At 73.8% G+C, this 21,303-nt stretch carries 24 protein-coding genes and 1 pseudogene; 16 read left to right on the forward strand and 9 right to left on the reverse strand.

The window, feature by feature from the left end:
• The first annotated feature begins 26 nt into the window (after positions 1 to 26).
• The gene (locus JWP64_RS19775; RefSeq protein ID WP_297499305.1) at positions 27 to 374 is read left to right on the forward strand and encodes an MmcQ/YjbR family DNA-binding protein; all 348 of its coding nucleotides are present in this window, start codon (positions 27 to 29) and stop codon (positions 372 to 374) included.
• A gap of 9 nt (positions 375 to 383) precedes the next feature.
• Positions 384 to 1,145: an alpha/beta hydrolase gene (locus JWP64_RS19780; protein ID WP_297499306.1), complete on the forward strand. Its 762-nt coding sequence runs from the start codon at positions 384 to 386 to the stop codon at positions 1,143 to 1,145.
• 36 nt (positions 1,146 to 1,181) lie between these two features.
• On the opposite strand, the gene JWP64_RS19785 is transcribed toward JWP64_RS19780, so the two are convergent.
• Both JWP64_RS19785 and JWP64_RS19790 read right to left on the reverse strand, forming a co-directional pair.
• Complete coding sequence (locus tag JWP64_RS19785; protein WP_297499308.1) at positions 1,182 to 1,619, reverse strand: TIGR03668 family PPOX class F420-dependent oxidoreductase; 438 nt, start codon at positions 1,617 to 1,619, stop codon at positions 1,182 to 1,184.
• Between the two features lie 2 nt (positions 1,620 to 1,621).
• Positions 1,622 to 2,509: an SMP-30/gluconolactonase/LRE family protein gene (locus JWP64_RS19790; protein ID WP_297499311.1), complete on the reverse strand. Its 888-nt coding sequence runs from the start codon at positions 2,507 to 2,509 to the stop codon at positions 1,622 to 1,624.
• A gap of 119 nt (positions 2,510 to 2,628) precedes the next feature.
• Between JWP64_RS19790 and JWP64_RS19795 the strand changes: the two genes are divergently transcribed.
• The 5 genes from JWP64_RS19795 (at position 2,629) to JWP64_RS19815 (ending at position 8,723) form a co-directional block, all read left to right on the forward strand.
• Positions 2,629 to 3,360: an MBL fold metallo-hydrolase gene (locus tag JWP64_RS19795; RefSeq protein WP_297499313.1), complete on the forward strand. Its 732-nt coding sequence runs from the start codon at positions 2,629 to 2,631 to the stop codon at positions 3,358 to 3,360.
• 89 nt (positions 3,361 to 3,449) lie between these two features.
• Positions 3,450 to 4,436 carry a pirin family protein gene (locus tag JWP64_RS19800; RefSeq protein WP_297499315.1) on the forward strand — a complete coding sequence of 329 codons (987 nt, stop codon included), beginning with the start codon at positions 3,450 to 3,452 and terminating at the stop codon, positions 4,434 to 4,436.
• Positions 4,433 to 4,756 (forward strand): GNAT family N-acetyltransferase, encoded by a 324-nt coding sequence (locus tag JWP64_RS19805; protein ID WP_297499318.1) that lies wholly within the window; start codon positions 4,433 to 4,435, stop codon positions 4,754 to 4,756. Before JWP64_RS19800 ends, JWP64_RS19805 begins: the two co-directional genes overlap by 4 nt.
• Positions 4,757 to 4,810: 54 nt before the next feature.
• Entirely contained in the window at positions 4,811 to 7,882 is a 3,072-nt protein-coding gene (locus JWP64_RS19810) for a DEAD/DEAH box helicase (protein ID WP_297499320.1), read from the forward strand.
• Positions 7,875 to 8,723: an SWIM zinc finger family protein gene (locus tag JWP64_RS19815; protein ID WP_297499322.1), complete on the forward strand. Its 849-nt coding sequence runs from the start codon at positions 7,875 to 7,877 to the stop codon at positions 8,721 to 8,723. Before JWP64_RS19810 ends, JWP64_RS19815 begins: the two co-directional genes overlap by 8 nt.
• A gap of 18 nt (positions 8,724 to 8,741) precedes the next feature.
• Here JWP64_RS19815 and JWP64_RS19820 read toward each other — a convergent pair whose 3' ends face one another.
• Positions 8,742 to 9,074, reverse strand: a complete 333-nt coding sequence (locus tag JWP64_RS19820; RefSeq protein WP_297499324.1) for a DUF3817 domain-containing protein — start codon at positions 9,072 to 9,074, stop codon at positions 8,742 to 8,744.
• A gap of 96 nt (positions 9,075 to 9,170) precedes the next feature.
• Here JWP64_RS19820 and JWP64_RS19825 point away from each other — a divergent pair, with 96 nt between their 5' ends.
• Both JWP64_RS19825 and JWP64_RS19830 read left to right on the forward strand, forming a co-directional pair.
• Positions 9,171 to 9,770 carry a TIGR03086 family metal-binding protein gene (locus tag JWP64_RS19825; RefSeq protein WP_297499326.1) on the forward strand — a complete coding sequence of 200 codons (600 nt, stop codon included), beginning with the start codon at positions 9,171 to 9,173 and terminating at the stop codon, positions 9,768 to 9,770.
• A 4-nt stretch (positions 9,771 to 9,774) separates the two neighbouring features.
• Positions 9,775 to 10,968, forward strand: coding sequence for an aminotransferase class I/II-fold pyridoxal phosphate-dependent enzyme (locus JWP64_RS19830; RefSeq protein WP_297499328.1), 1,194 nt, complete (start codon positions 9,775 to 9,777; stop codon positions 10,966 to 10,968).
• Positions 10,969 to 10,981: 13 nt separating this feature from the next.
• Here JWP64_RS19830 and JWP64_RS19835 read toward each other — a convergent pair whose 3' ends face one another.
• Entirely contained in the window at positions 10,982 to 13,135 is a 2,154-nt protein-coding gene (locus JWP64_RS19835) for a transglycosylase domain-containing protein (RefSeq protein ID WP_297499360.1), read from the reverse strand.
• 232 nt (positions 13,136 to 13,367) lie between these two features.
• Between JWP64_RS19835 and tatA the strand changes: the two genes are divergently transcribed.
• Complete coding sequence (gene tatA, locus JWP64_RS19840; RefSeq protein ID WP_297499330.1) at positions 13,368 to 13,643, forward strand: Sec-independent protein translocase subunit TatA; 276 nt, start codon at positions 13,368 to 13,370, stop codon at positions 13,641 to 13,643.
• Positions 13,644 to 13,702: 59 nt separating this feature from the next.
• On the forward strand, positions 13,703 to 14,614 hold the full coding sequence (locus tag JWP64_RS19845) for a TIGR03854 family LLM class F420-dependent oxidoreductase (protein WP_297499332.1): 912 nt from the start codon (positions 13,703 to 13,705) through the stop codon (positions 14,612 to 14,614).
• A gap of 4 nt (positions 14,615 to 14,618) precedes the next feature.
• Here JWP64_RS19845 and JWP64_RS19850 read toward each other — a convergent pair whose 3' ends face one another.
• Positions 14,619 to 15,257, reverse strand: a complete 639-nt coding sequence (locus JWP64_RS19850; RefSeq protein WP_297499334.1) for a maleylpyruvate isomerase family mycothiol-dependent enzyme — start codon at positions 15,255 to 15,257, stop codon at positions 14,619 to 14,621.
• An 80-nt stretch (positions 15,258 to 15,337) separates the two neighbouring features.
• Here JWP64_RS19850 and JWP64_RS19855 point away from each other — a divergent pair, with 80 nt between their 5' ends.
• Positions 15,338 to 15,847 (forward strand): DUF309 domain-containing protein, encoded by a 510-nt coding sequence (locus tag JWP64_RS19855; RefSeq protein WP_297499336.1) that lies wholly within the window; start codon positions 15,338 to 15,340, stop codon positions 15,845 to 15,847.
• A gap of 21 nt (positions 15,848 to 15,868) precedes the next feature.
• On the opposite strand, the gene JWP64_RS19860 is transcribed toward JWP64_RS19855, so the two are convergent.
• Complete coding sequence (locus tag JWP64_RS19860) at positions 15,869 to 16,975, reverse strand: dipeptidase (protein WP_297499338.1); 1,107 nt, start codon at positions 16,973 to 16,975, stop codon at positions 15,869 to 15,871.
• 51 nt (positions 16,976 to 17,026) lie between these two features.
• Between JWP64_RS19860 and JWP64_RS19865 the strand changes: the two genes are divergently transcribed.
• A complete protein-coding gene (locus JWP64_RS19865) occupies positions 17,027 to 17,962 on the forward strand; it encodes an NAD(+)/NADH kinase (RefSeq protein ID WP_297499340.1) in 936 nt (311 codons plus the stop codon).
• Between the two features lie 25 nt (positions 17,963 to 17,987).
• Here JWP64_RS19865 and JWP64_RS19870 read toward each other — a convergent pair whose 3' ends face one another.
• On the reverse strand, positions 17,988 to 18,731 hold the full coding sequence (locus JWP64_RS19870) for an SDR family NAD(P)-dependent oxidoreductase (RefSeq protein ID WP_297499342.1): 744 nt from the start codon (positions 18,729 to 18,731) through the stop codon (positions 17,988 to 17,990).
• 29 nt (positions 18,732 to 18,760) lie between these two features.
• A complete protein-coding gene (locus JWP64_RS19875) occupies positions 18,761 to 19,420 on the reverse strand; it encodes a hypothetical protein (RefSeq protein ID WP_297499344.1) in 660 nt (219 codons plus the stop codon).
• Between the two features lie 82 nt (positions 19,421 to 19,502).
• Here JWP64_RS19875 and JWP64_RS19880 point away from each other — a divergent pair, with 82 nt between their 5' ends.
• Positions 19,503 to 19,784 carry an MSMEG_0570 family nitrogen starvation response protein gene (locus tag JWP64_RS19880; RefSeq protein WP_297499346.1) on the forward strand — a complete coding sequence of 94 codons (282 nt, stop codon included), beginning with the start codon at positions 19,503 to 19,505 and terminating at the stop codon, positions 19,782 to 19,784.
• On the opposite strand, the gene JWP64_RS19885 is transcribed toward JWP64_RS19880, so the two are convergent.
• The gene (locus tag JWP64_RS19885) at positions 19,785 to 20,003 is read right to left on the reverse strand and encodes a hypothetical protein (protein WP_297499348.1); all 219 of its coding nucleotides are present in this window, start codon (positions 20,001 to 20,003) and stop codon (positions 19,785 to 19,787) included.
• A gap of 117 nt (positions 20,004 to 20,120) precedes the next feature.
• Between JWP64_RS19885 and JWP64_RS19890 the strand changes: the two genes are divergently transcribed.
• Both JWP64_RS19890 and JWP64_RS19895 read left to right on the forward strand, forming a co-directional pair.
• Positions 20,121 to 21,029 carry a shikimate dehydrogenase gene (locus JWP64_RS19890; RefSeq protein ID WP_297499350.1) on the forward strand — a complete coding sequence of 303 codons (909 nt, stop codon included), beginning with the start codon at positions 20,121 to 20,123 and terminating at the stop codon, positions 21,027 to 21,029.
• A pseudogene (locus JWP64_RS19895) lies at positions 21,011 to 21,154 on the forward strand (DUF3253 domain-containing protein); the annotation flags it as partial. The gene JWP64_RS19890 and the pseudogene JWP64_RS19895, both read left to right, overlap by 19 nt.
• Positions 21,155 to 21,303: the final 149 nt, after the last annotated feature.

A 21,303-nucleotide genomic window follows, 5' to 3' on the forward strand; every position in this document is an offset into this window, starting at 1 on the left:
AACAACGTGCCGCGGGCGGTGCCGGTGTGACCCCGCTGGAACGGCTCCGGGAGCTCTGCCTCGCCCTTCCCGAGGTCACCGAGAAGGTCAGCCACGGCGAGCCCACCTGGTTCGTCCGCAGGACGTTCGTGATGTTCGCGGACCACCACCACGACGACCGGCTCGCGTTCTGGTGCGCCGCCCCGAGCGGCACCCAGGAGGAGCTGGTGGCGGCCGATCCGCAGCGGTACTTCCGGCCGCCGTACGTCGGCGGGCGCGGCTGGCTGGGCGTCTACCTGGACGTCGACGTGGACTGGGCGGAGGTCGGCGAGATCGTCACCGACGCGTACCGGGAGGTCGCGCCACGGAAGCTCGTCGCCGGGCTCGATGGTTAGCATCGCGGAGTGACCGCACTACCGCACGTGATGCTCGCCGGTGCGGGCTACGAGTACGAGGACGTCCCGGGGGACCCCGGGGCGGCGCCGCTGCTGTTCCTGCACGAGGGCCTCGGGTCGGTCGGGCTTTGGCGCGGCTTCCACCAGCGGCTCGCCGCCGCCACCGGCCGCCGCGCCGTCGCCTACTCCCGGCTGGGTCACGGCTTCTCGAGCCTGCCCGCCCACAAACGCACCGCGTCGTTCATGCACGACGAGGCCCGAACCGTCGTCCCCGCCCTGATCGACGCGCTCGACCTGGGCGCGCCGGTGCTCGTCGGGCACAGCGACGGCGCCTCGATCGCCCTGCTCGCGGCGGCGGCGCTGCCGGTCCGCGCGCTGGTCGTGCTCGCGCCGCACGTGCTCGTGGAGGACATCGGGCTCCAGGGGATCGCCGCCGCCAAGAAGGCCTACGACGACGGCGCCCTCGCCGCCCGGATGGCCCGGCACCACCGCGACGCCGAGGTGACCTTCCGGAACTGGAACGACGTCTGGCTGGACCCGGCGTTCACGGACTGGGACCTGCGTCCGGAGCTCACCGGGATCTCCTGCCCGGTGCTCGGCATCCAGGGCGACCGGGACCCCTACGGCAGCGCGGTGCACGTCGAGGCCGTCCGGGACGCCGCCACCGGCCCCATGGACCTGCTCATGCTGAGGTCCGGCCACTCCCCCCACCTCGAACGCCCGGGGATCGTCGACGCGACCACCGCGGCGTTCGTCTCCGGCCTGCGCTGACGCGCCCGTGCGCGGATCTCGTTGCCAGGACGACGACTACCGCGCACGACCCCCGTCGGCGGACCAGCCCTTCCACGCGGTGGGCGTGAGCACCAGGACGACCCCGGACGGGCGGGCCGCGGCGTACTGCGGGTACTTCGCGCACAGCGCGTCCAGGGCGCGGTCCCGGACGCCGCCGGACTCGTGGACGGCCGCGGTGGCGTCGATCCGGACCCACCACAGCTGCGACCAGTCGTCGGCGTAATGGTCGACGAGCAGCGCCGCCCGCGGGTCCCGCGCGACGTCGGCGAGGCGGGCCAGCCGGGTGCTCGACTTCGGCTTGACCTCGTCGACGACCGAGCACACCAGGCCGTCCACCAGCGCGTACGTGATCGGGACGAGCCGTGGCGTGCCGTCCGGGCGCAGGGTCGCGAGCCGACCGACAGGTGCGGCAGCGACGAGGCTGCGGCACGCGTCGTCGTCGAGGGCCGGCACGGCTACAGCGCCAGGGGTACGCCCACCCGCGTGGACAGCAGCCGCGCATCGCGGGTGTGCCGCCGCTCGTGCTCGAGGAAGCTCGGGGCGCAGGCCAGGAAGAGGGTCCGGCCGTCCTCCCCGCCGAGCGCGACGGCGAAGCACTCGTCGTCGCCGGTGGAGATCTCGTCGGTGATCTCGCCGCCCTCCAGGACCCGCACCGCCCGCTTGTTGCCGGCGTCCGCCACCCAGATCGCGCCGTCCCGGTCCGGCTCGGCGATCCCGTCGGGCACCACGGCCAGGGAGCCGAGCGCCTCGCCGAGGTCCGTGGTCTGCGGCGCGGGGCCGAACGTCGCCCACTCCCGGCGGTTCGTCAGGCTGCCGTCGGCGGCGACGTCGAACGCGGTCATGCGGTTGCCGAAGCTCTCCGCCACGATCACGGTCTCGCCGTCCGCGACCGTCCCGTTCGGGAAGAGCATGTCCTCGGCGACGATCTCGGCCGTGCCGTCCGGGTCCACCCGCATCAGCACCGCCGGCTGCATCGCGGCGCCGCCCATGAGGTCGAAGCCGAAGCACCCGACCCAGGCCCGGCCCTGCGGGTCGACGGCCATGTCGTTGAGGACGCTCATGGTCAGCCCGGCGAGCTCGGCGTGCACGGCCACCGTCCCGTCCTCCTCGCGGCGCAGGATCCGCTGGTCCCGCATCGACGCGATGAGCAGCCGCCCGTCGGGCAGCAGCCCGGTGCCGGACGGCTGGGCCGGGACCGAGGCCTCGACCCGCACGTCCGAGCCGTCGGGGAGGAGGCTGAGCACGCGGTGGGTGTAGAAGTCGCTGACGAAGACGCGGCCGCCGAACCACCGCGGCCCCTCCAGGAACGACTGCTTCTCCAGCACGACGGACAGCTCGCTCACGAGCACCTCCTCCCGGTCCCGGCCACGGCGGCGGGACACGGTGTGGAGTGTGGCCCCGCCGAACCGCCGATGACCACAGCTGGGCGGGGAGATCGACCGACCGGGCTACGGTCTGCCGGGTGGCGAATCCTCCCGCGATCGAGCTCGTCCCCAGGGTCTTCCGCATCCCCACCGTGGGGTCCTGGCAGATCAACTCCTACGCGTTCGTCGACGACGACGGCTCGGTCACCCTCGTCGACACCGGACTGAGGTCCGCCCCGCCGAAACTCGTGACCGGCCTCGCCGCGATGGGGAAGCGACCCGCGGACGTCACCCGGATCGTGCTGACCCACACGCACCCGGACCATGCCGGCGGTGCGGCCGAGATGGAGCGGCAGACCGGTGCCCCGATCGCCGTGCACACCGACGACGTGCGGTACGCCGAGTCCGGCACCTCGCCGTCCCCGGACCGGTCCTCGCTGGCCGGACGCCTGTTCGAGCGGCTCGCCCCCGGTGATTCCTGGACGCCGTTCGCCGTCACCGACCACCTGACGGACGGGCAGGTCCTCCCGGTCGGCGGCGGCCTGCGGGTCGTCGCGACGCCGGGCCACTCCCCCGGCCACATCTCGCTGCTGCACGAGCGGAGCCGGGTGCTGGTCACCGGGGACGCGATCTTCAACGTGCTGGGCGTGCGGCTCTCCCCGAGACCGCTGTGCTCGGACTACCGGATGACGCAGCGGACGGCGCAGCGCCTCGGCGAGCTGGAGTACGACGTCGCCGCGTTCACCCACGGCCCGGAGATCACCGAGAACCCGCGCGAGGCCCTGCGCGGCTACCTGCGGAAGACGGTCGGCCGGGCGACGCCGGACTGAACCCCGAGGCGACCGGGAACAACCGGAGGAGCGGTACGGTTGAGGCCGAGCAAGTTGCATGCTCAACTATCAACCCCCGGGGGGTTCCGATGCCAGCCGTGACAGTCTCCGACGTGACCACCCTGCCGCGCGTCCCCGAGCCCGGTCCCACCGAGCTCGACCGCGGCGTCCGCTCGATCACCACCGCGCCCCGCGGCTTCGAGGGCGAGGGCTTCCCGGTCCGCCGCGCGTTCCAGGGCGTCGACCTCCGCGACCTCGACCCGTTCCTGCACATGGACCAGATGGGCGAGGTGGAGTACGCGCCCGGCGAGCCCAAGGGAACGTCGTGGCACCCGCACCGCGGCTTCGAGACCGTCACCTACATCATGGACGGCGAGTTCGAGCACCAGGACAGCCACGGTGGCGGCGGCAGCATCACCAACGGCGACACCCAGTGGATGACGGCCGGGGGCGGGCTCCTGCACATCGAGCGGCCGCCGGAGGCGCTGGTCGCCAGCGGAGGGCTGTTCCACGGCCTGCAGCTCTGGGTGAACCTGCCCAAGGCGGACAAGTGGCTGGAGCCGAAGTACCAGGACCTGCGCGCGGGCGAGTCCGCGCTGCTCACGACGCCGGACGGCGGCGCGCTGATCCGCGTGATCGCCGGTGATCTCGCCGGATCGTCGGGTCCCGGCTCGACCTACACGCCGATGGCGATGATGCACGCGACGATCTCCCCCGGAGCGCGGATGCGGCTGCCGTGGCGCCGGGACTTCAACGCGCTCGTCTACGTGCTCTCCGGCGCCGGGACCGTCGGCAAGGACGCCCGGCCGATCCGCGGCGGACAGCTCGCGCTGTTCGGCCCGGGCGACGTCATCACGGTGGCGGGCAACGTGTCGCAGGAGTCCCGGACCCCCGCACTCGACGTCGTGGTGCTGGGCGGGCAGCCGATCCGCGAGCCCGTCGCGTGGGGCGGCCCGTTCGTGATGAACACGAAGGCCGAGGTGCTCCAGGCGTTCGAGGACTACCAGAAGGGCAGGCTCGGCGTGATCCCCGCGACCTACGTCCCGCACGGGCAGCTGGGAGGATCCTCCTCATGACCGACGCAGCGACCGAACCCCAAGTACTCGACGTCGCCGAGTGGTCCCGCTTCGAGATCCACGTCGGCGGCAAGCTCGCCGGCTACGCGAACTACGCCCTGAAGCCGGGCCGGATCACCTTCACCCACACCGTCGTCCACGACGAGTTCGGCGGCCGGGGCCTCGGCGGGAAGCTCGCCCGCGTGGCGTTGGACGCGGCCCGGAAGCGCGGCCTGGAGGTCTACCCGGACTGCCCGTTCATCCGCGCCTGGATCGGCAAGCACCCGGACTACCTCGACCTCGTCCCCGAGGCCGTCCGGGACCGCTACCAGCTCGCCTGACCCGGACTCGCGGGGGTCCCGGGAACTGTCGGGGGTCGCCCGTAGCCTGAGGTCGTGTTGGTCGTCCATGCGCTCTGGTCCCCCGCTCGGGGTGCCGTGCTGTGGGCCGAGGACGGGCAACGGCCTGCGACGACGTCGCGGCGGTCGCTGCGCAGCGCCCGGCCGCATCCGTTCGCGCTGCCCGCGTCCACGCTCGCCGGGATCCACCCGGGCAAGCAGACGATGCTCACGATGCTCCTGCCCTCGCGCAGCAGCGGCCCCGTGGACTCCCCCGAGCTCGTCCGGGCCGCCCCGCCGGCGCGCCGGACGAGCGAGACGTCGCTGAGCCCGTGGAGCGTGCCGGGCGTCGTCGTCGATCCCGGGGAGCTCGAGGACCCGGCCGAGGACGTCCGCTACGGGGCCTCGGTCACCCATCTCCGGGCCGTCGCGCGGTTCGCCGCGGAGCTCGCCTCCCGCGGCCGGATCCTGCCGACGGTCGTGCACGAGGGCGGGCGGCCGGAGGCGCGCTGGCGGCCGATCGTCCAGGGGCTGGACGCCGTCACCCGGCGCGCCCTGGTCGAGGGGCTGCCCCCGGTCGCGCGCGCCGAGCAACGCCGGGGCGGGGACGTCGCGGGCCGGGATCCCGCCACCCTCGTCGACGACGCGCTGGCCGCCCTCACGGACGCGGCGGTGCGCGAGCAGCTGGGCCGGGCGGACATCCCGCTCGCGCTCGTCCCTCGCCGCCGCGGCCGCGCGCCGCGGACGCTGCCCGCCACCGAGGCCTGGCTCACCGCCCTGACCGGCGCGGACGCGCGGTTCGAGGCCCCGGAGCGGGAGGTGGCGGAGCTGTCCGCGGCCCTGGAGGCCTGGGACGAGGTCGGTACCGAGGAGACCGGACCGGGGCGCGCGACCTTCCGCCTCGCCGAGATCCGCACCCTGCACGACCCGTCGGACCCCGGGGACGACGAGGACGACCAGACCGGGGACGGCAGCCGCTGGGTGCTGGAGTTCCAGCTCCAGTCCACGGACGACCCGAGCCTGCTCGTCTCCGCGGACACCGTCTGGGCGGGGAAGGCGGACCGGCTGATCGTCTCCGCGCAGGAGCTGCTGCTCGCCGAGCTCGGCCGGGCGGCGCTGGTCTATCCGATGATCGGTCCCGCGCTGCGGCAGGCCCGCCCGGCGTATGTCGACCTGGACGTCGCGGCCGCGCACTCGTTCCTCACCGAGGACGCGTCCGCCCTGGTCGCGGCCGGTTTCGGGGTGCAGCTCCCGGCCGGCTGGAACGGCACCCGGCCGATCGGGCTGCGGCTGTCCACCAGCTCCACCCCCGCGCCGGGCGTCATCCTGCGCGGCGGGCTCGGCCGCGAGGAGCTGGCGCAGTTCCGCTGGTCGATCGCGGTCGGGGACGAGGAGCTCGGCGAGGAGGAGATCGCCGAGCTGGTCGCGGCGAAGGCCCCGCTCGTCCGGGTGCGCGGGCAGTGGGTCAGCGTCGACGCCGAGGCGCTGGCCGAGGGCCTGGAGTTCCTCAAGCGGGAGCGGAGACGGAAGGTCCCGCCCACCGCCGCGGACCTGCTCGCGATCGCCCAGGGCGCCGGTCCGGCCACCCCCCTGCCGATCACGTCCGTCGTCGCCGACGGCTGGGTCGGGGACCTCCTCGAGGGCACGGCGGACCGCACGCTCACCCCGCTCGACCCGCCGCCGGGCTTCCTCGCGACGCTGCGGCCCTACCAGCAGCGCGGCCTGTCCTGGCTCGCCTTCCTCTCCTCGCTCGGCCTCGGCGCCTGCCTCGCGGACGACATGGGCCTCGGCAAGACGGTCCAGATGCTGGCCCTGGAGGCGCACGAGCGGGCGTCCGGGCCGCTGGGACCGACGTTGATCCTCTGCCCGATGTCCCTGGTCGGCACCTGGCAGCGGGAAGCCGCGAGGTTCGCCCCGGACCTGCGGGTGCACGCCCACCACGGCGTCACCCGCCCGCACGGCGAGGCCCTGCGCGAGCTCCTGGGCGGCACGGACGTCGTCGTCACCACCTACGGCACCGCGGCGCGGGACATCGACGAGCTCGAGAGCCTCGCCTGGCACCGGCTCGTCCTCGACGAGGCCCAGGCGATCAAGAACGCCCACGCCGCGCCGTCCAAGGCCGCCCGCCGGATCAGCGCCGGGCACCGCGTCGCGCTCACCGGCACGCCGATGGAGAACCGGCTCGCCGAGCTCTGGTCCGTCATGGATTTCCTCAACCCCGGCATGCTCGGCCAGCCCGAACGGTTCCGGCAGCGCTTCGCCGTCCCGATCGAGCGCCACCGCAGCGACGACGCCGCCGAGGAGCTCCGCCGGATCACCCGCCCCTACCTGCTGCGCCGGGTCAAGACGGACCCGACCGTGATCGACGACCTCCCGGAGAAGATCGAAATCCGGCAGGAGTACCGGCTCACCCCGGAGCAGGCGTCGCTGTACCGGACCGTCGTGGACGACATGATGGAGAAGATCGAGGACAGCCAGGGCATCCAGCGCCGCGGCAACGTCCTCGCCGCGATGGCGAAGCTCAAGCAGGTCTGCAACCACCCGGCCCAGCTCCTGCACGACGGTTCGCCGATCGGCAAGCGCTCCGGGAAGGTCGCGCGGCTCGAGGAGATCCTGGCCGAGATCCTCGCCGAAGGGGACAAGGTCCTCTGCTTCACCCAGTTCACCGAGTTCGGGGCGATGCTCGTCCCGCACCTGTCCGCCCGGTTCGACCAGGAGGTCCTCTACCTGCACGGCGGGACGCCGAAGAAGAGGCGGGACGAGATGGTCGAGCGCTTCCAGTCGGCGGACGGGCCGTCGGTCTTCCTGCTCTCGCTCAAGGCCGGCGGCACCGGGCTCACGCTCACCGCGGCGAACCACGTCGTCCACCTGGACCGCTGGTGGAACCCCGCGGTGGAGAACCAGGCGACGGACCGGGCGTTCCGGATCGGCCAGCACCGCAACGTCCAGGTGCGGAAGTTCTGCTGTCCCGGCACCGTCGAGGAGCGGATCGACACGTTGATCGAGTCCAAGAAGGCGCTGTCCGACATGGTGATCAGCGACGGCGAGGGCTGGCTCGGGGACCTGAGCACCGGCGAGCTCCGCGAGGTCTTCGCCCTGGGTGCGGAGGCGGTGGCGGCGGATGAGTGACCAGCCGTTCTGGGCCGACGAGGGGTTCTCGGGCAGGCCCCGCCGGGTCACCGGCGGCATCCAGATCAACAGCACCCGCGGGTCCGTGGCGCGCACCTGGTGGTCGGCCCGGTTCATCGCGGTGCTGGAGAGCCTCGGGGTCGGCGGGCGCCTCGCGCGGGGGAAGAGCTACGCCCGCGCCGGGCAGATCGTGTCCCTCTCCCTCGACGCCGGCGCCGTCGTCGCCCTGGTCCAGGGTTCGCGGCCCACCCCGTACAAGGCCCGGATCGGCGTGTCCACGTGGGGCAAGGAGGAGTGGGGGCGCGCGGAGCAGGCCCTCGCCGACGACGCCTGGTACGCGGCCACGCTGCTCGCCGGCGGGATGCCGCCGGAGATCGAGGAGCTGTTCGCCGGGCTCGGGCTGGCCCTGTTCCCGGCCGAGCCGCGGGACCTGTCCATGGACTGCACCTGCCCGGACTTCGCGGTCCCCTGCAAGCACCTCGCCGCGGTGTTCTACGTGCTCGCGGAGCGGTTCGACGCGGACCCGTTCGAGGTCCTGGCCCTGCGCGGCCGGGATCGCGAGACCCTGCTCGCGAACCTGCGCACCCGGCGCGGGGTCACCTCGGCCGCCGCGGAGCCCGCGGCCCCCGGCGAGGGCACTCCCCCGCTGGCGGACGCCCTGGACCGGTTCTTCGCCGCGGGTCCCGCGCTCGCGGACGTCGGGCGCCTGGCCCCCGCGGTCACCTCACCGGGCGCGCTGCTGGACCAGGTGCCGGAGCTGTCGATCGAGGTGCGGGGGCACCGGGTGACGGACCTGTTGCGGGTCGCCTACCACGAGCTGCACGGCTACCCGGAGGACTGATCCCCCGGACGCGGCGCTTCAGGCGATGGCGACGGGCGAGGAGAGCCTGCCCTCCCGCGCCGCCTTCCGCTCGAACCAGATCGTGGCCAGCGGCGGGATGCTCGCGATCAGGGCGAGCACCAGCGTCTTCACGTCCCAGCGGTGCAGCCGGGCGACCACGATCGCCGCGATCACGTAGAGCACGAACAGCGCGCCGTGAATCGGCCCGAAGATCTGCACGCCGATCTCGTTCCGCACCACGACGTACTTGAAGAACATCCCGATGAGCAGCCCGGTCCAGGAGCAGGCCTCGGCGATCGCGACGATCCGGAACAGCTTCCCCGGACCGGAGAGCGCAGGGGTGGAGGTCATGGCTTCCACTGTGCCGTACCCGGGGGGCCCACTTTCTACCGGGTGTCGAAGGCCACGCACCGATGATTTCCCGGTCCCGGGGCGGTCCTACCCGGCATGACCACCACCCAGAGCTCGATGCTGGACCTCACCCCGGCCGCGCGCCGCGTGGCCGCGCTGCTGAAGAAGATCACCGACGAGCAGCTGACCGACCCGACGCCGTCGGACTGCGACGTCGCCACGGTGCTGGACCACCTCATGGGCCTCACCCGCGCCTTCGTCGACACCGCGCACAAGACCGTCACCGAGAACACGGCACCGCAGGCGTCCGGCGCGCACCTCGACCCGGACTGGCGCACGATCCTTCCTGTCCGGCTCGCCGAGCTGGCCGGGGCCTGGCGGGACCCGGAGGCCTGGCAGGGCCTGGCGGACGCGGGCGGCGTGACGATGCCGGCCGAGATGATGGGGGTCGTCGCCCTCGACGAGCTGGTGCTGCACGGCTGGGACCTCGCCCGCGCCACCCGCCAGCCCTACGCGGTCGACGCCGCCAGCACCGCTGCGTGCCTGCGGTTCGTCGAGGCGATGGCGCAGCCCGGGCAGGGGCGGGACGGGCTGTTCGGCCCGGTCGTGGCGCTGCCGGACGACGCGCCGCCGTTCCATCGGGTGCTCGGCCTCGCGGGGCGGGACCCGGCCTGGCCGGCCCGGACTGAAGAATGAGCGGGTGCCCGATGAACCCCTCCACCTCGAGACCCTCACCGTCCACGCCGGGAACGCCGTCGACCCCGGTACGGGCGCCATCCGCCGCCCGGTCGTCCTGGCGAACTCCTACGCCCTCCCGGACGACCCGTCCGAGCTGAGCTGGTCCGGTACCGGGACCCCGCTCTACACGCGCAACGGCGGCGCGAACCAGGGCTGGCTTGAGCAGAAGCTCGCCGCGCTCGAGACGGCCGGGAACCCCGGTGACGTCCAGGCCGTCGCGCTGGCCACGGGCGTCGCGGCGCTGCACGCGGTGTTCTTCACGTTCCTGCGCTCCGGGGACCACGTCGTGTCCTCCGATGTCACCTACGTCGCGGTGTTCCGGCTGCTCACCGAGCTCCTGCCGCAGAAGTACGGGATCACCGCGACGCTCGTCGACTCGAGCGACCTCGACGCCGTGCGCGCCGCGATCCGCCCGGAGACCCGGCTGGTCCACGTCGAGACGCCGGCCAACCCGACGACGAGGGTCACCGACGTCGCCGCCGTCGCCGAGATCGCGCACGCCGCCGGCGCGCTGCTGTCCGTCGACGCCACGTTCGCCACCCCGGTCCTGCAGCGCCCGCTGGCCGAGGGCGCGGACCTCGTCGTCCACTCGCTCACCAAGTACATCAACGGCCACGGCGACGCGATGGGCGGCGCGGTGATCGCCCGCGGTGAGCTGGTGGAGCGGATCCGGGCGGAGGCCATGGTCAACGTCGGCGGCGTGATCAGCCCGTTCAACGCCTGGCTGATCATGCGCGGCTCGATCACCCTGCCCCTGCGGATGCGGCAGCACTGCGCGAACGCGATGGCCGTCGCGGAGTTCCTGGCCGGCGACCCGCGCGTCGCCTACGTCGCCTATCCCGGGCTGCCGTCGCACCCGCAGCACGCGCTGGCCGCCCGCACCCTGGACGGCGGGTTCGGCGGCATGCTGGCCTTCGCTGTGCGGGGCGACGCGGCCGCACAGAACCGGTTCGTCGCGGCGCTGCGGATCGTCACCTCGGCCGTGTCGCTCGGCCACGACGAGTCCCTCGTCGTGCACGTCGCCCCGGACGGCGAGCGGGACCGCTTCTACCCCGAGGAGTTCCGCAAGTGGGGGCACCTGCGGTTCTCCGCCGGGCTCGAGGACCCGCGCGATCTCGTCGCGGACCTGCGCCAGGCGCTCGACCAGGTGGGGTGATCCGCGGGCGAGGTCAACCGTTCCCGCCGCCACCCGGCTGGTTGCCCTGGTTCTGATTGCCCGGCGGCGGCCCGCCGGGCGCCGGGAGCGGCGGGGCGGCGCGCACCACGTCCCGCAGGCTCCCCTTGAGGTAGCGCGGATCAGGCGCCGGCAGCGGCGCGGGCGGCTGGCTCGCCAGAATCTCGCCGAAGGCCTGGTAGGCCGTGCGCGCTGGCGCCTTGCCGCCGTAGATGTTGCCGTTGCCGCAGGTGTAGGGCGGGGTGCCGTCGCAGATCGGCCGCGGCGAGTTCGAGTCGTCGAAGACGATCGCCGCCCCGGCCAGCTGCGGCGTCGCGCCGACGAACGCGGCGGACTTGTACTCGTTCGTCGTCCCCGTCTTCGCCGCGATGGGCCGGTTCCAGCCCGCCGCGGCCGCGGCGGCGGCCGACGTGCCCCCCGCCTGATCGTCCTTGCTCAGCCCGTTCATCAAACTGTCCGCGATCGCCGGGTCCAGCGCCTGGCGACAGGGCTGCTGGGTGATGTCGACCGGCTTGCCGGCCCGGTCCGTGATCGACTCGATCGGCGTGGGGGGGCACCAGGTGCCGTGGCTGGCCAGGGTGGCCTGGACGTTCGCCAGTTCCAGGGCGCTGGTGGGGGCGACGCCCAGGGTGAACGACGCCAGCTTCTGCTGCTTGACCACGTCCGCGATCGAGGGCGTGCCGGCCTTGCCGCTGAAGGGCGTGTCCGCGAGCGAGGTGAGGCCGAGCCGCACCGCCATGTCGACGACCGGGGGGATGCCGGTGCTCTCCTCCAGCTTGACGAACGCCGTGTTCGGCGACTGGGCGAGCGCGTCGGTCAGCGAGAGCTGGGCGGGGTAGTTCCCGGCGTTGCCGACGGGGATCGGCCGCCCGTCGCCGTTGCGGTAGATCGGCGAGGTGTACCCGCCGGCCGGGACGTCCAGCACCGTGTCGATCCCGACCAGACCCTGCTCCATCGCCGACGCCGCGGTGAAGATCTTGTAGACGGAGCCGGCGCCCATGTTCTCCGGCTGGTAGGGCAGCCCGTAGCTGGACTGCCCCGGTCCGTTGCCGAAGGTCCGGTTGGCGGCCATCGCGGTCACCTTGTGCGAGTCCGCGCCCGGCACGATCGTCGCCATGACGTCCGCGACGTGGGGCTGCGTGGGCGGCACCTGCCCATCGACCGCCTTCTTCACCGACGCGAGCGCGTTCCGGTCCAGCGTGGTGCGGATCGTGTAGCCGCCACCGGCGAGCCGGTCCGTCGGGAACCCGGCCCGGCGCAGGTAGGACAGCACGTAGTCGCAGAAGTAGCCGGCATCGCCGGCGCCGATGCACCCCTCGGCCGGGACGCCGGGAATCCCCTTGACGCCCAGGGGTGCCGCGGTCGCGTCGGCCGCCTGCTGCGCGGAGATCGAGCCCTGCTGCTTCAGCTGGTCGATCACGACGTTGCGTCGGGAGAGCGCGGCGTCCGGGTGCGTGGTCGGGTCGTACTGGCTCGGGCTCTGCACCATCCCCGCGAGCAGCGCCGACTGCGGGACGTCCAGCTGCGACGCGTCCACGCCGAAGTAGGTCTGCGCCGCGGCCTGCACCCCGTAGGCGCCGTGCCCGAAGTACACGATGTCGAGGTAGCCGGTGAGGATCTGGTCCTTGGTCAGCTCGTGGTCCAGACTGACGGCGAGCTCGGCCTCCTTGAGCTTGCGGGCGTAGCTCGGGGCGACGGCGGCCCGCCGCTGGGCGTCCGTCTGCGCCGCCACGTACAGGTCGTAGTTCTTCACGTACTGCTCGGTGAGCGTCGAGCCGCCCTGCCGGGCGCCGCCGTTGCTGTTGTTGACCAGGGCGCGGACGGCACCGATCGGGTCGACGCCGCCGTGTTCGTAGAAGCGGCGGTCCTCGATCGAGACGATCGACGCCTTCATCGCGGTCGAGATCCTGTCGCTGGTCACGGGGACCCGGTACTGGTCGAACAGGTAGGCGATCGGGGCGCCGGACGAATCGGTCACCGTCGAGGCCGCCGGCAGGTTCCCGGTCTTAAGATCCGCATTCGACCCGGTCGCGGAATCACTCACCGCACCGGCGAGCAACCCGATTCCCCCGACGACCGGGAACAGTGCCCCGGCCACGAGCACACCCGCGACCAGTCCGAACACGACGAGCCGCCGCGCCCCACGCATCACACCCACGCGCCCATCTCTACCAGCGCGGATGTGAGATCCGCGCGACGAGCGCCACGGTCCGGAGGCGCGGGTGGGGCACGTCGCACCCGAGGCGGGACGAGTCGCACGGACCATCAGCAATGCGACAGATCCCCTCATTCGCACATTTCCGGGAATCGCGCCCCGGAATTTCCACCCGAGGTGTCGGGGGGCACACTTGACCCGGACACGACCCGGGAGGACGAGGGCGATGGGTGAGCTGAGCGTGTGGCACTGGCTGATCGTGATCGGGGTGTTCGTGCTGCTGTTCGGGGCGAAACGACTGCCCGACGCCGCGCGCAGCCTCGGCCGCTCCAGCCGCATCCTGAAGGCGGAGCTGCGCGCGGACGCGCCCGAACCCGCACCGGCGACCCCGCCCGCCTCCGCTCCCGCCGACCGAGAGCAGGCCGGGGCCGGCGACCATCCCGAGCACCGACCCGCCCCTGGTCAGCAGGAGACCAGGGCGGTGGCTCCTCACCCGGAGTGATCGAGGAGCCCGCCGGGTGGTGGTGGCGGCCGCGGACACGCGCGTCTAGCGTCGAGGCCGTGAAGGTCCGGATCGGTATCGGGTCGCTCCCCACGGAATCCGGCCGGGCGGCCGTCGGCCCGGGGTTCGACGAGCTCGTCGACGCCCTCGAGGAACGGGACGTCGACTCGCTCTGGCTCCCCGACCTCGTCTCCACGGACGCGGTCGACGCCCTGGTCGGGCTGGCCTACGCGGCCGGCCGCACGCGCACGCTCAAGATCGGCACCGGCGTCCTGGTCCTGCCGGGCCGCAACCCGATGCTCGTCGCGTCCCAGCTCGCCTCGCTCGCCGCGCTGGCCCCGAAGCGGATCCTCCCGGCGTTCGGCGTCCGGCCCGCCCGCGGCCGGGAGCGACAGCTCTACCCCGTGCCGGACGGGCAGCGCGCCGCGGTGTTCGAGGAGGCCCTGGTCGTCGTCCGGCGGCTGCTCGACGAGCCGCGGGTCACCCACCACGGGGCCTTCTTCCATCTCGACGACGCCTCGGTCGGTCCGCGTCCCCCGGGCCGGCTCGACCTCTGGCTCGGCGGCCGCGCCCCGGTCGGCCTGGACCGCATCGGCCGGCTCGCCGACGGCTGGCTCGGCAGCTTCGTGACACCCGACGAGGCCGCGGACTGCCGCAGTCGGATCGAGCGGGCCGCCGCGGCGGCGGGCCGGGAGATCGAGGAGGACCACTACGGCACCAACCTGGCCGTCGTCCCGCCGGAGGCGACGGAGGAGCAGGTCGCGGCGGCGCTCGCCGGGTCGCTGGACCGGCGGCCGGACATGGACCCGGAGCAGCTCGTCGTCCGCGGCTGGGAGCAGGCGCGGAAACGGATCGGGCAGTACGTCGACGCGGGGCTGACGAAGTTCGTGGTCCGGCCCGCGACGCCGGTCGCGTCCTGGCGCGGGTTCCTGGACCAGTTCGTCGAGGAACTGCAGGTCCTCGAGAACTGAGCGCTCAGGCCTGCACCCGCCGCGCCGCTTCGCCGGCGCCGTCCCCGGCGACCCGCTCCAGCCCCGCGGGCCGGCCGGTCGAGAGCAGGAGCAGCTCACCGATCGGGCCGGAAACCTCGCTGGCGCCCTCGCCGCCGGACCAGTCCGCGTCCGTGGCGATGAACCGCAGGCCGTCGAACCTCTTGCCCGCACCGTAGAAGGAGCTGCTCCACACGTGCTCGATCGCCGGGAGGACCCGCTCGGGGGGCATCGCGCGTTCCCGGCCGAGCGGTCGCGCGATGTCCTGGCCGTGCACGAGGGCGTCGACGAGCGGGTCCGGCGGCTGCGTGCCGAGGGGCCGCTCGGCCGAGCCGGCGGTCTCCCGCAGCTGTCCGACCAGCTCCACCGGCCCGTACCGCGCGGACCGGCTGCGCGCCGCGTCCCCGATCATGCGGTTGATGTCGCCGCGGGCCCGGAGCATCCCGCCGATCGCCGCCAGCGGGGACAGCCGCGTGGCCAGCGTCAGGTGGGCGATGACGTCGTGCACCGTCCAGCCGTCGCAGAGGGACTTCCGTTCCCATTCCCCCGGGTCGAGCCCGTCGAGGAGGTCGGCCAGGCCGAGCCGCTCGGCCTCGACCGCCTGCAGGATCGCGTCGCGGTCCATGCCGGACTCCGAACTGTGCGGTGGCCCGGGCGGCCACGAGGAGCGGAACTGTAGCGGCGCCGGGCGCTAAGGTCGACGCCATGTCCGTCGATCCCGTACGCGACCGGAGGCGTGACCGGGACCCCGAGGGCCGCGCCCGCAACGCCCGGCCGCGGGACGCCAGCGGGCGCCCGCTGCCCTACGGCGAGTCCGGTGTCGAGCGTGTCCCCGAGGACCTGGTGCTCAGCCCCGCCGACACCGTCAGCGAGGCGCAGCGGCTGCTCGACGAAGGTCTCCCGTTCCAGGCCCACGAGGTCCTGGAGGCCGCGTGGAAGGCGTCCGACCCGGCCACCCGGGAGCTGTGGCGCGCCCTCGCGCAGCTCGCCGTCGGCCTCACGCACGCCCAGCGCGGCAACAGCAGGGGCGCGATGTCGCTACTGGAACGGGGCGCGGACGGCATCGCCCGCTGGGTCGGCGACGCCCCCGCGGGCCTCGACCTCCCCGGCATCCAGCAGCACGGCTTCGCGCTGGCCGAGTGCATCGAGCGTTCCGGCACCGGGTCTCTCACGGCCGCGGACCTGGCGCCGGCGCTCCGCGCTCGTGCGCGGTGATCGTCGCCGGAACAACGTTATTCACGCACGGGCGGCGTCAGCCGCGTGCAGGACCCGCAGGGCGTTGCGGCCCGCGAGCTTGCCGCAGTCCTCGGCGCTCCAGCCCTTGTCCAGCAATGCGTCGAACAGGCGGGGGTAGCCGCTGACGTCCTCCAGGCCGGCGGGCAGCTCGGGCACGCCGTCGTAGTCCCCGCCGATCCCGATGTGGTCGATCCCCGCGACCTCGCGGACGTGCTCGAGGTGCGCGACGACGTCGTCGATCGTCGCCCCCGGCATCGCCGGCCCGGCCCAGCGCGCGGCGAACGCGTCCCGGGTCCGCAGGTTGCGGTGGTCCTCCCCGGCCGCGGCCATCGCCTCGGCCAGCCGGTCGTCCCACTCCGCGACGCCACGGGAGACGAAGCGCGGCACGAACGTCACCATGCAGACGCCACCGTTGCCGGGCAGGGCGGCGAGGACGTCGTCCGGCACGTTGCGCGGGTTGTCCGTGATCGCGCGGGCCGCGGAGTGCGTGAAGAGCACCGGCGCGGAGGTCGTCTCGAGCGCGTCCCGCATCGTCGTGGCGGCGACGTGCGAGAGGTCGACGATCATGCCGATCCGGTTCATCTCGGCGACGACCTCGCGGCCGAAGTCGCTCAGCCCACCGTGCACCGGCTCGTCCGTCGCGGAGTCCGCCCACTCGGTGTTGAGGTTGTGCGTCAGCGTCAGGTACCGGACCCCGAGCCGGCGCAGCGCCCGGAGCACCCCGAGCGACCCGTTGATGCTGTGCCCGCCCTCGGCGCCGAGCAGCGAGCCGATCCAGCCGTCGGTGAACGCGGCCTCGGCCTCGGTCGCGGTGGTGACGAGCCGCAGGTCCGCGGGGTAGCGCTCGGCCAGCTCGTAGACCCGCTCCACCTGCTCGACCACGGCCGTCACCGCGCGGTCCCCGGTGAACGACGGCGGCACGTACACCGACCAGAACTGCGCGCCGACCCCGCCGGCCCGCAGGCGGGGCAGATCGGTGTGCAGCCGCGGCTCCCCCGCGGCCAGGTCCGGTGCCGGACCGTCGAGCTCGCGCAGGGCCCACGGGAGGTCGTTGTGCCCGTCGACGAGCGGGGTCGCACGGAGGAGTTCGGAGCCGGTGATCGTCACCGTTCGAGTATCGCCCCCACGCCGCGGGCCGCATCGGGCAGACTGGGGATCATGGACGATCCCGCCGGCCGCCGCCTGGCCCTGGTCCTGCATCCGCACCGCGACCTCCGGGAGGTCGTCGCCCACATCGTGCGCTGGGCGGAGGCGCGCGACGTCGAGCTGGTCGTCGGGGCGCAGGACGCCCTGCGGGTCGACGGTGGGGTGCTCCCCGTCCCGGCGGACGAGCTCGCGGACGGCGCCACCGCGGTCGTGAGCCTCGGTGGCGACGGCACCATGCTGGGCGCGCTGCGGCTCGTCGCGGACACGCCCGTCCCGGTGCTCGGCGTGCAGCTCGGGCACCTGGGTTTCCTCGTGGAGGTGCAACCGAACGAGCTGGACACCGCGCTCGACCGGGTCCTCGCCGGGGACTTCGTCGTCGAACCGCACAGTGCGTTGCGGATCGAGACCGGCACGCAGCACCTGGTGGCGTTCAACGACCTGGCGCTGGCGAGGCATCCGGGCCGTGGGACCGTCGACGCGACGCTCGGGGTCAACGGCCTGCGCCACGGCTACTACCGGTGCGACGCGCTGGTCGTCGCGACGGCGGCGGGCTCGTCGGCCTACAGCTACGCGGCGGGCGGCCCGCTCGTCTCGCCGTCCGTGGGCGGGGTCGTGGTGACGCCGTCCGCGCCGATGTCCGGAATCTCCCGGGCGCTCGTCCTCGGCGAGTCCGACGTGCTGCGCCTGGAGCTGAACCCGCGGTGCGGGACGCTCGCGCTGGAGGCGGACGGCGTCGGGAGCGGTGACGTCGGGCCCGGGACCGTGCTGGACGTGACCGTGCAGCCGGACGCGGGCCAGGTCATCCGGCTGAACCCGGCCGTGCACCACCAGCGGAGCCGGGTGAAGCTCAGCCTGCTGGATCTGCCGCTGCTCCCGGAGCAGCTCCGCGAGCTGCTGCCGCCGAACCTGCAGAAGCGCTTCGACGCGGCGGTCGACGACGGGGCGTGAGCGGCCGGGCGGGGCGGTCGTGGGGTCAGCGGGGGAGGCGGCGCCAGATCGCGCGCGGGAGGTGGCGCATGACGGCGAAGACGGGCCGGAGGAAGCCGGGGACCCAGACCTCGCCGCGGCCGGTGCGCAGCGCCTTCACGGTGGCGTCCGCGACCTGGTCCGGGGTGCTCGAGAACGGGGCCGGGGACATGCCCTCGGTCATCCGCCCGATCACGAACCCGGGCCTGACCAGCAGCAACCGGACGCCGGACCCGTGCAGGGCGTCCGCCAGGCCGGAGGCGAAACCGTCGAGGCCGGCCTTTGCGCTGCCGTAGACGTAGTTGGCCCGGCGCACCCGGACGCCGGCGACGGAGGAGAACACGACGAGCGTACCGCTGCCCTGCGCCCGCAGGACCTGCGCGAGCTCGGTCAGGACCTGGACGTGCGCGACGTAGTCGGTGTGCACGATCCGCACCGCGTGCGCGGCGTCCGCCTCGGCCCGGGCCTGCTCACCGAGCAGGCCGAACGCGACCACGACGACGTCGAGCCGCCCGTGCCGCGCGACGACGTCCTCGATCAGGGGGCGGTGCGAGGCGAGATCGTCGGCGTCGAACTCCACCCGCTCGACGACGCGGGCACCAGCCGCGCGGACGAGCTTCTCCTCCGCGTCCAGGTCCGCGCTGCGCCGCGCGGCGAGGACCACGGTCTCCGCCTCCCGGCCCGCGAGCCGCTCCGCCACCGCGATCCCGATCTCACTGCGCCCGCCGAGTACCAGCACCGTTCCGCCCATGGGGCGAGTCTGGCAAGGCGGCCGGGTGATCAGCTGCCCAGGGTGAGCGAGACCCCGTCGGTCTGCAGCCGCCGGCCCTCGAAGGTCACCTTCCCGCGGTGCGACACCTCGACCTGGTAGAAGTCCGACCCGGCCGGGACGTCCGGCACGGTGACGGCGAACTCGCAGGTCGACGAGCTGGTGGCCCGGCCGGAGCCGAGGATCCCGGTGGCGACGACCCCGCCGGAGCCGTCGTAGACGGTCACCGAGCTTCCCGCGTCGATGTCCGAGTAGCCGCCGCTGCCGGAGCAGGACGAGCCGGTGGTGAAGGACCCGTAGCTGTAGCTGCGGTAGGAACTCGTCTGGGTCAGTTGGAAGGTGCCGCTGACGTCGAAGGTCGACGCGGCGGAGATCGCGGCTGTCCCGCCCCAGATGAGGCCGAGCGCCGAGGCGCCGACGGCCGTCCCCGCGAGGAACGACGCGAGCCGCGAGCGCGCAGCCGGAGTCGGGGGCCACGCGGGCGGCGACCCGAACGGCGCCCCCAGCCCGGCCGGCGGGGCGTAGGGGTCGGACGGGAACGAGGTGGGCTGCCCGTGGAACGGGGCGGCGGGCGGTCTCTGCAACGCGGGCCCGCGGAACACCTCACCCGGGAACGACGGTGGCGGTGCGGCGAGGTTCGGGGCCGGCGTGGTCGCGTCGTGCGTGGTCATGGCGGGAGCCCTTCAAGCTGTGGACATGCGACGGAAGTTCGGAGGCAATGCCCCGGAAACAGGGCCGATCTACGGTCGGGCCGTGCCCGAGGTGCTCTTCGACGTCCGCTGGCCGGACGGGTCCGCCCAGTCGTTCTACTCGCCGTCCCTGATCGTCGAGGAGTACTTCGACGCGGGCTCGGCGTACCCGCTCGAGGACTTCGTGGAGCGCAGCCGTGAGTGCATGCGGATCGCGGACCAGCGGGTGCGTGCGAAGTACGGCGTCGGCTGCGCGCAGTCCGTCATGACGATGGCGGGGATCGAACGCGCCGCGGCCCGGTTCGCGACCGGCGACAGCGTCACGCTGGAGGCGTTCCGCCGCTGATCAGGAGCCGGTGCGGAACACGACGCCGCCCGTGGCGACGGGGACGCGGAGCCGCGGGGAGAACAGGAAGCCGTCCGCGGGCACGTCCACGCGCGAGGAGCCGGGCGCCGGGCGCAGGCCGAGCACCTCGTCGACGGTGAGGTCGACCGGGCCGCGCGGCGCCGGGATCAGCGGAGCGCCGGTCTCGGTGGAGGTGGTGCTGCTGGCGGGCCGGTTCATGACGCTCTCCCTGGACGATGCCGACGACCTACACCCGTACGTCGCAGGTCCTGCTGCGCCATTAGCACCATTGACCGGCTTTACCCCGAATTGGGTACGCCCGGCCATACTGCGGGGGTGAACGGCACCTCCCGCCGGGCCGCGGTCCTCGGCTCCCCCATCACGCACTCGCTCTCCCCCGTCCTGCACGGCGCCGCGTACGCCGCGCTCGGCCTCGGCGGCTGGTCCTACGATGCGCACGAGGTGGACGAGGCGGGCCTGCCCGGGTTCGTCGACGCGCTGGGCGCCGAGTGGGCGGGGCTGTCGCTGACGATGCCGCTCAAGCGGGTGGCGATCGAGATCGCGGACCGGGTCTCCCCGCTGGCCCGGGCGACGGGCGCCGCCAACACGATGGTCTTCACGCCGCAGGGCCGGCTCGTGGAGAACACCGACGTCATCGGCATCGTCGAGTCGCTGCGGGCGGCCGGGGTGGACAGGGTCGAGAACGCTGTGGTGCTGGGCGCGGGCGGGACCGCGCAGGCCGCGCTCGCCGCCCTCCGTGACCTGGGGGCGACCGCGCCGACGGTGCTGGTGCGCAGCGCGTCGCGCGCCGGGGAGCTGCGGGACGCGGCCGAGCGGCTCGACGTCTCCCCCGTCGTCCAGGCCGTGCTGACCGACCCCGCCCGCGCGGCCGGGTTCCTGACGGGCGCGGACGTCGTCATCTCCACGCTGCCCGGAAGCGCGGCGGACGAGCTCGGCGGCGCGCGCTGGCGCTCCCGGACCACCGTCCTGGACGTCGTCTACGCGCCCTGGCCCACCGCGTTCGCCGCGGGCGCCGCGACGGCCGGGTGCCGGATCGTCAGCGGACTGGACATGCTGCTGCACCAGGCGGTCGCGCAGGTGGAGCTGATGACCGGGCGGCCGGGGCCGGTCGAGGCGATGCGGGCCGCACTGGACTCGGCGGTTCTCGCGCCCGCGCCGCCACCTCCAACTTCTGCCCGTCGGACGCCGCCCGCCGCGTCGATCCCGAGGGCTGGCGGGACCTGATGGAACCCGCCCGGCGGGCCGCGCGCCGGCTCGTCGACGCGGGACGGGTCGAGATCACGCAGAAGGGACGGGTCGTGGACCCCTCGACGGCGCAGGGACCGATCAGGATCCGCCGGGCGCGCTGAGCAGGAGATCGCCGAGGTCCGCGTTCGGGGCCAGCTCGACCGGGTCCTCCCCGCGCCGGAACAGCCGCGCGGTGTGCCCGTGCAGGCTCAGGGACGCGTCCCGCAGCAGCCAGGCGCCCTCGCGCAGGCCGAGCACCGGGACGTCGTTC

It is taken from the genome of Pseudonocardia sp. (assembly GCF_025465255.1).
Classification (GTDB): Bacteria; Actinomycetota; Actinomycetes; order Mycobacteriales; family Pseudonocardiaceae; genus Pseudonocardia.

What these genes read in the sequence shown, in the direction of transcription:
- JWP64_RS19870 (WP_297499342.1), bottom strand. Translation starts at nt 18,731, where the DNA reads ATGGGCGGAACGGTGCTGGTACTCGGCGGGCGCAGTGAGATCGGGATC.
- JWP64_RS19850 (WP_297499334.1), bottom strand. Translation starts at nt 15,257, where the DNA reads ATGGACCGCGACGCGATCCTGCAGGCGGTCGAGGCCGAGCGGCTCGGC.
- JWP64_RS19805 (WP_297499318.1), top strand. Translation starts at nt 4,433, where the DNA reads ATGACCGACGCAGCGACCGAACCCCAAGTACTCGACGTCGCCGAGTGG.
- tatA (WP_297499330.1), top strand. Translation starts at nt 13,368, where the DNA reads ATGGGTGAGCTGAGCGTGTGGCACTGGCTGATCGTGATCGGGGTGTTC.
- JWP64_RS19815 (WP_297499322.1), top strand. Translation starts at nt 7,875, where the DNA reads ATGAGTGACCAGCCGTTCTGGGCCGACGAGGGGTTCTCGGGCAGGCCC.
- JWP64_RS19820 (WP_297499324.1), bottom strand. Translation starts at nt 9,074, where the DNA reads ATGACCTCCACCCCTGCGCTCTCCGGTCCGGGGAAGCTGTTCCGGATC.
- JWP64_RS19800 (WP_297499315.1), top strand. Translation starts at nt 3,450, where the DNA reads ATGCCAGCCGTGACAGTCTCCGACGTGACCACCCTGCCGCGCGTCCCC.
- JWP64_RS19835 (WP_297499360.1), bottom strand. Translation starts at nt 13,135, where the DNA reads ATGCGTGGGGCGCGGCGGCTCGTCGTGTTCGGACTGGTCGCGGGTGTG.
- JWP64_RS19825 (WP_297499326.1), top strand. Translation starts at nt 9,171, where the DNA reads ATGACCACCACCCAGAGCTCGATGCTGGACCTCACCCCGGCCGCGCGC.
- JWP64_RS19855 (WP_297499336.1), top strand. Translation starts at nt 15,338, where the DNA reads ATGTCCGTCGATCCCGTACGCGACCGGAGGCGTGACCGGGACCCCGAG.
- JWP64_RS19865 (WP_297499340.1), top strand. Translation starts at nt 17,027, where the DNA reads ATGGACGATCCCGCCGGCCGCCGCCTGGCCCTGGTCCTGCATCCGCAC.
- JWP64_RS19875 (WP_297499344.1), bottom strand. Translation starts at nt 19,420, where the DNA reads ATGACCACGCACGACGCGACCACGCCGGCCCCGAACCTCGCCGCACCG.
- JWP64_RS19885 (WP_297499348.1), bottom strand. Translation starts at nt 20,003, where the DNA reads ATGAACCGGCCCGCCAGCAGCACCACCTCCACCGAGACCGGCGCTCCG.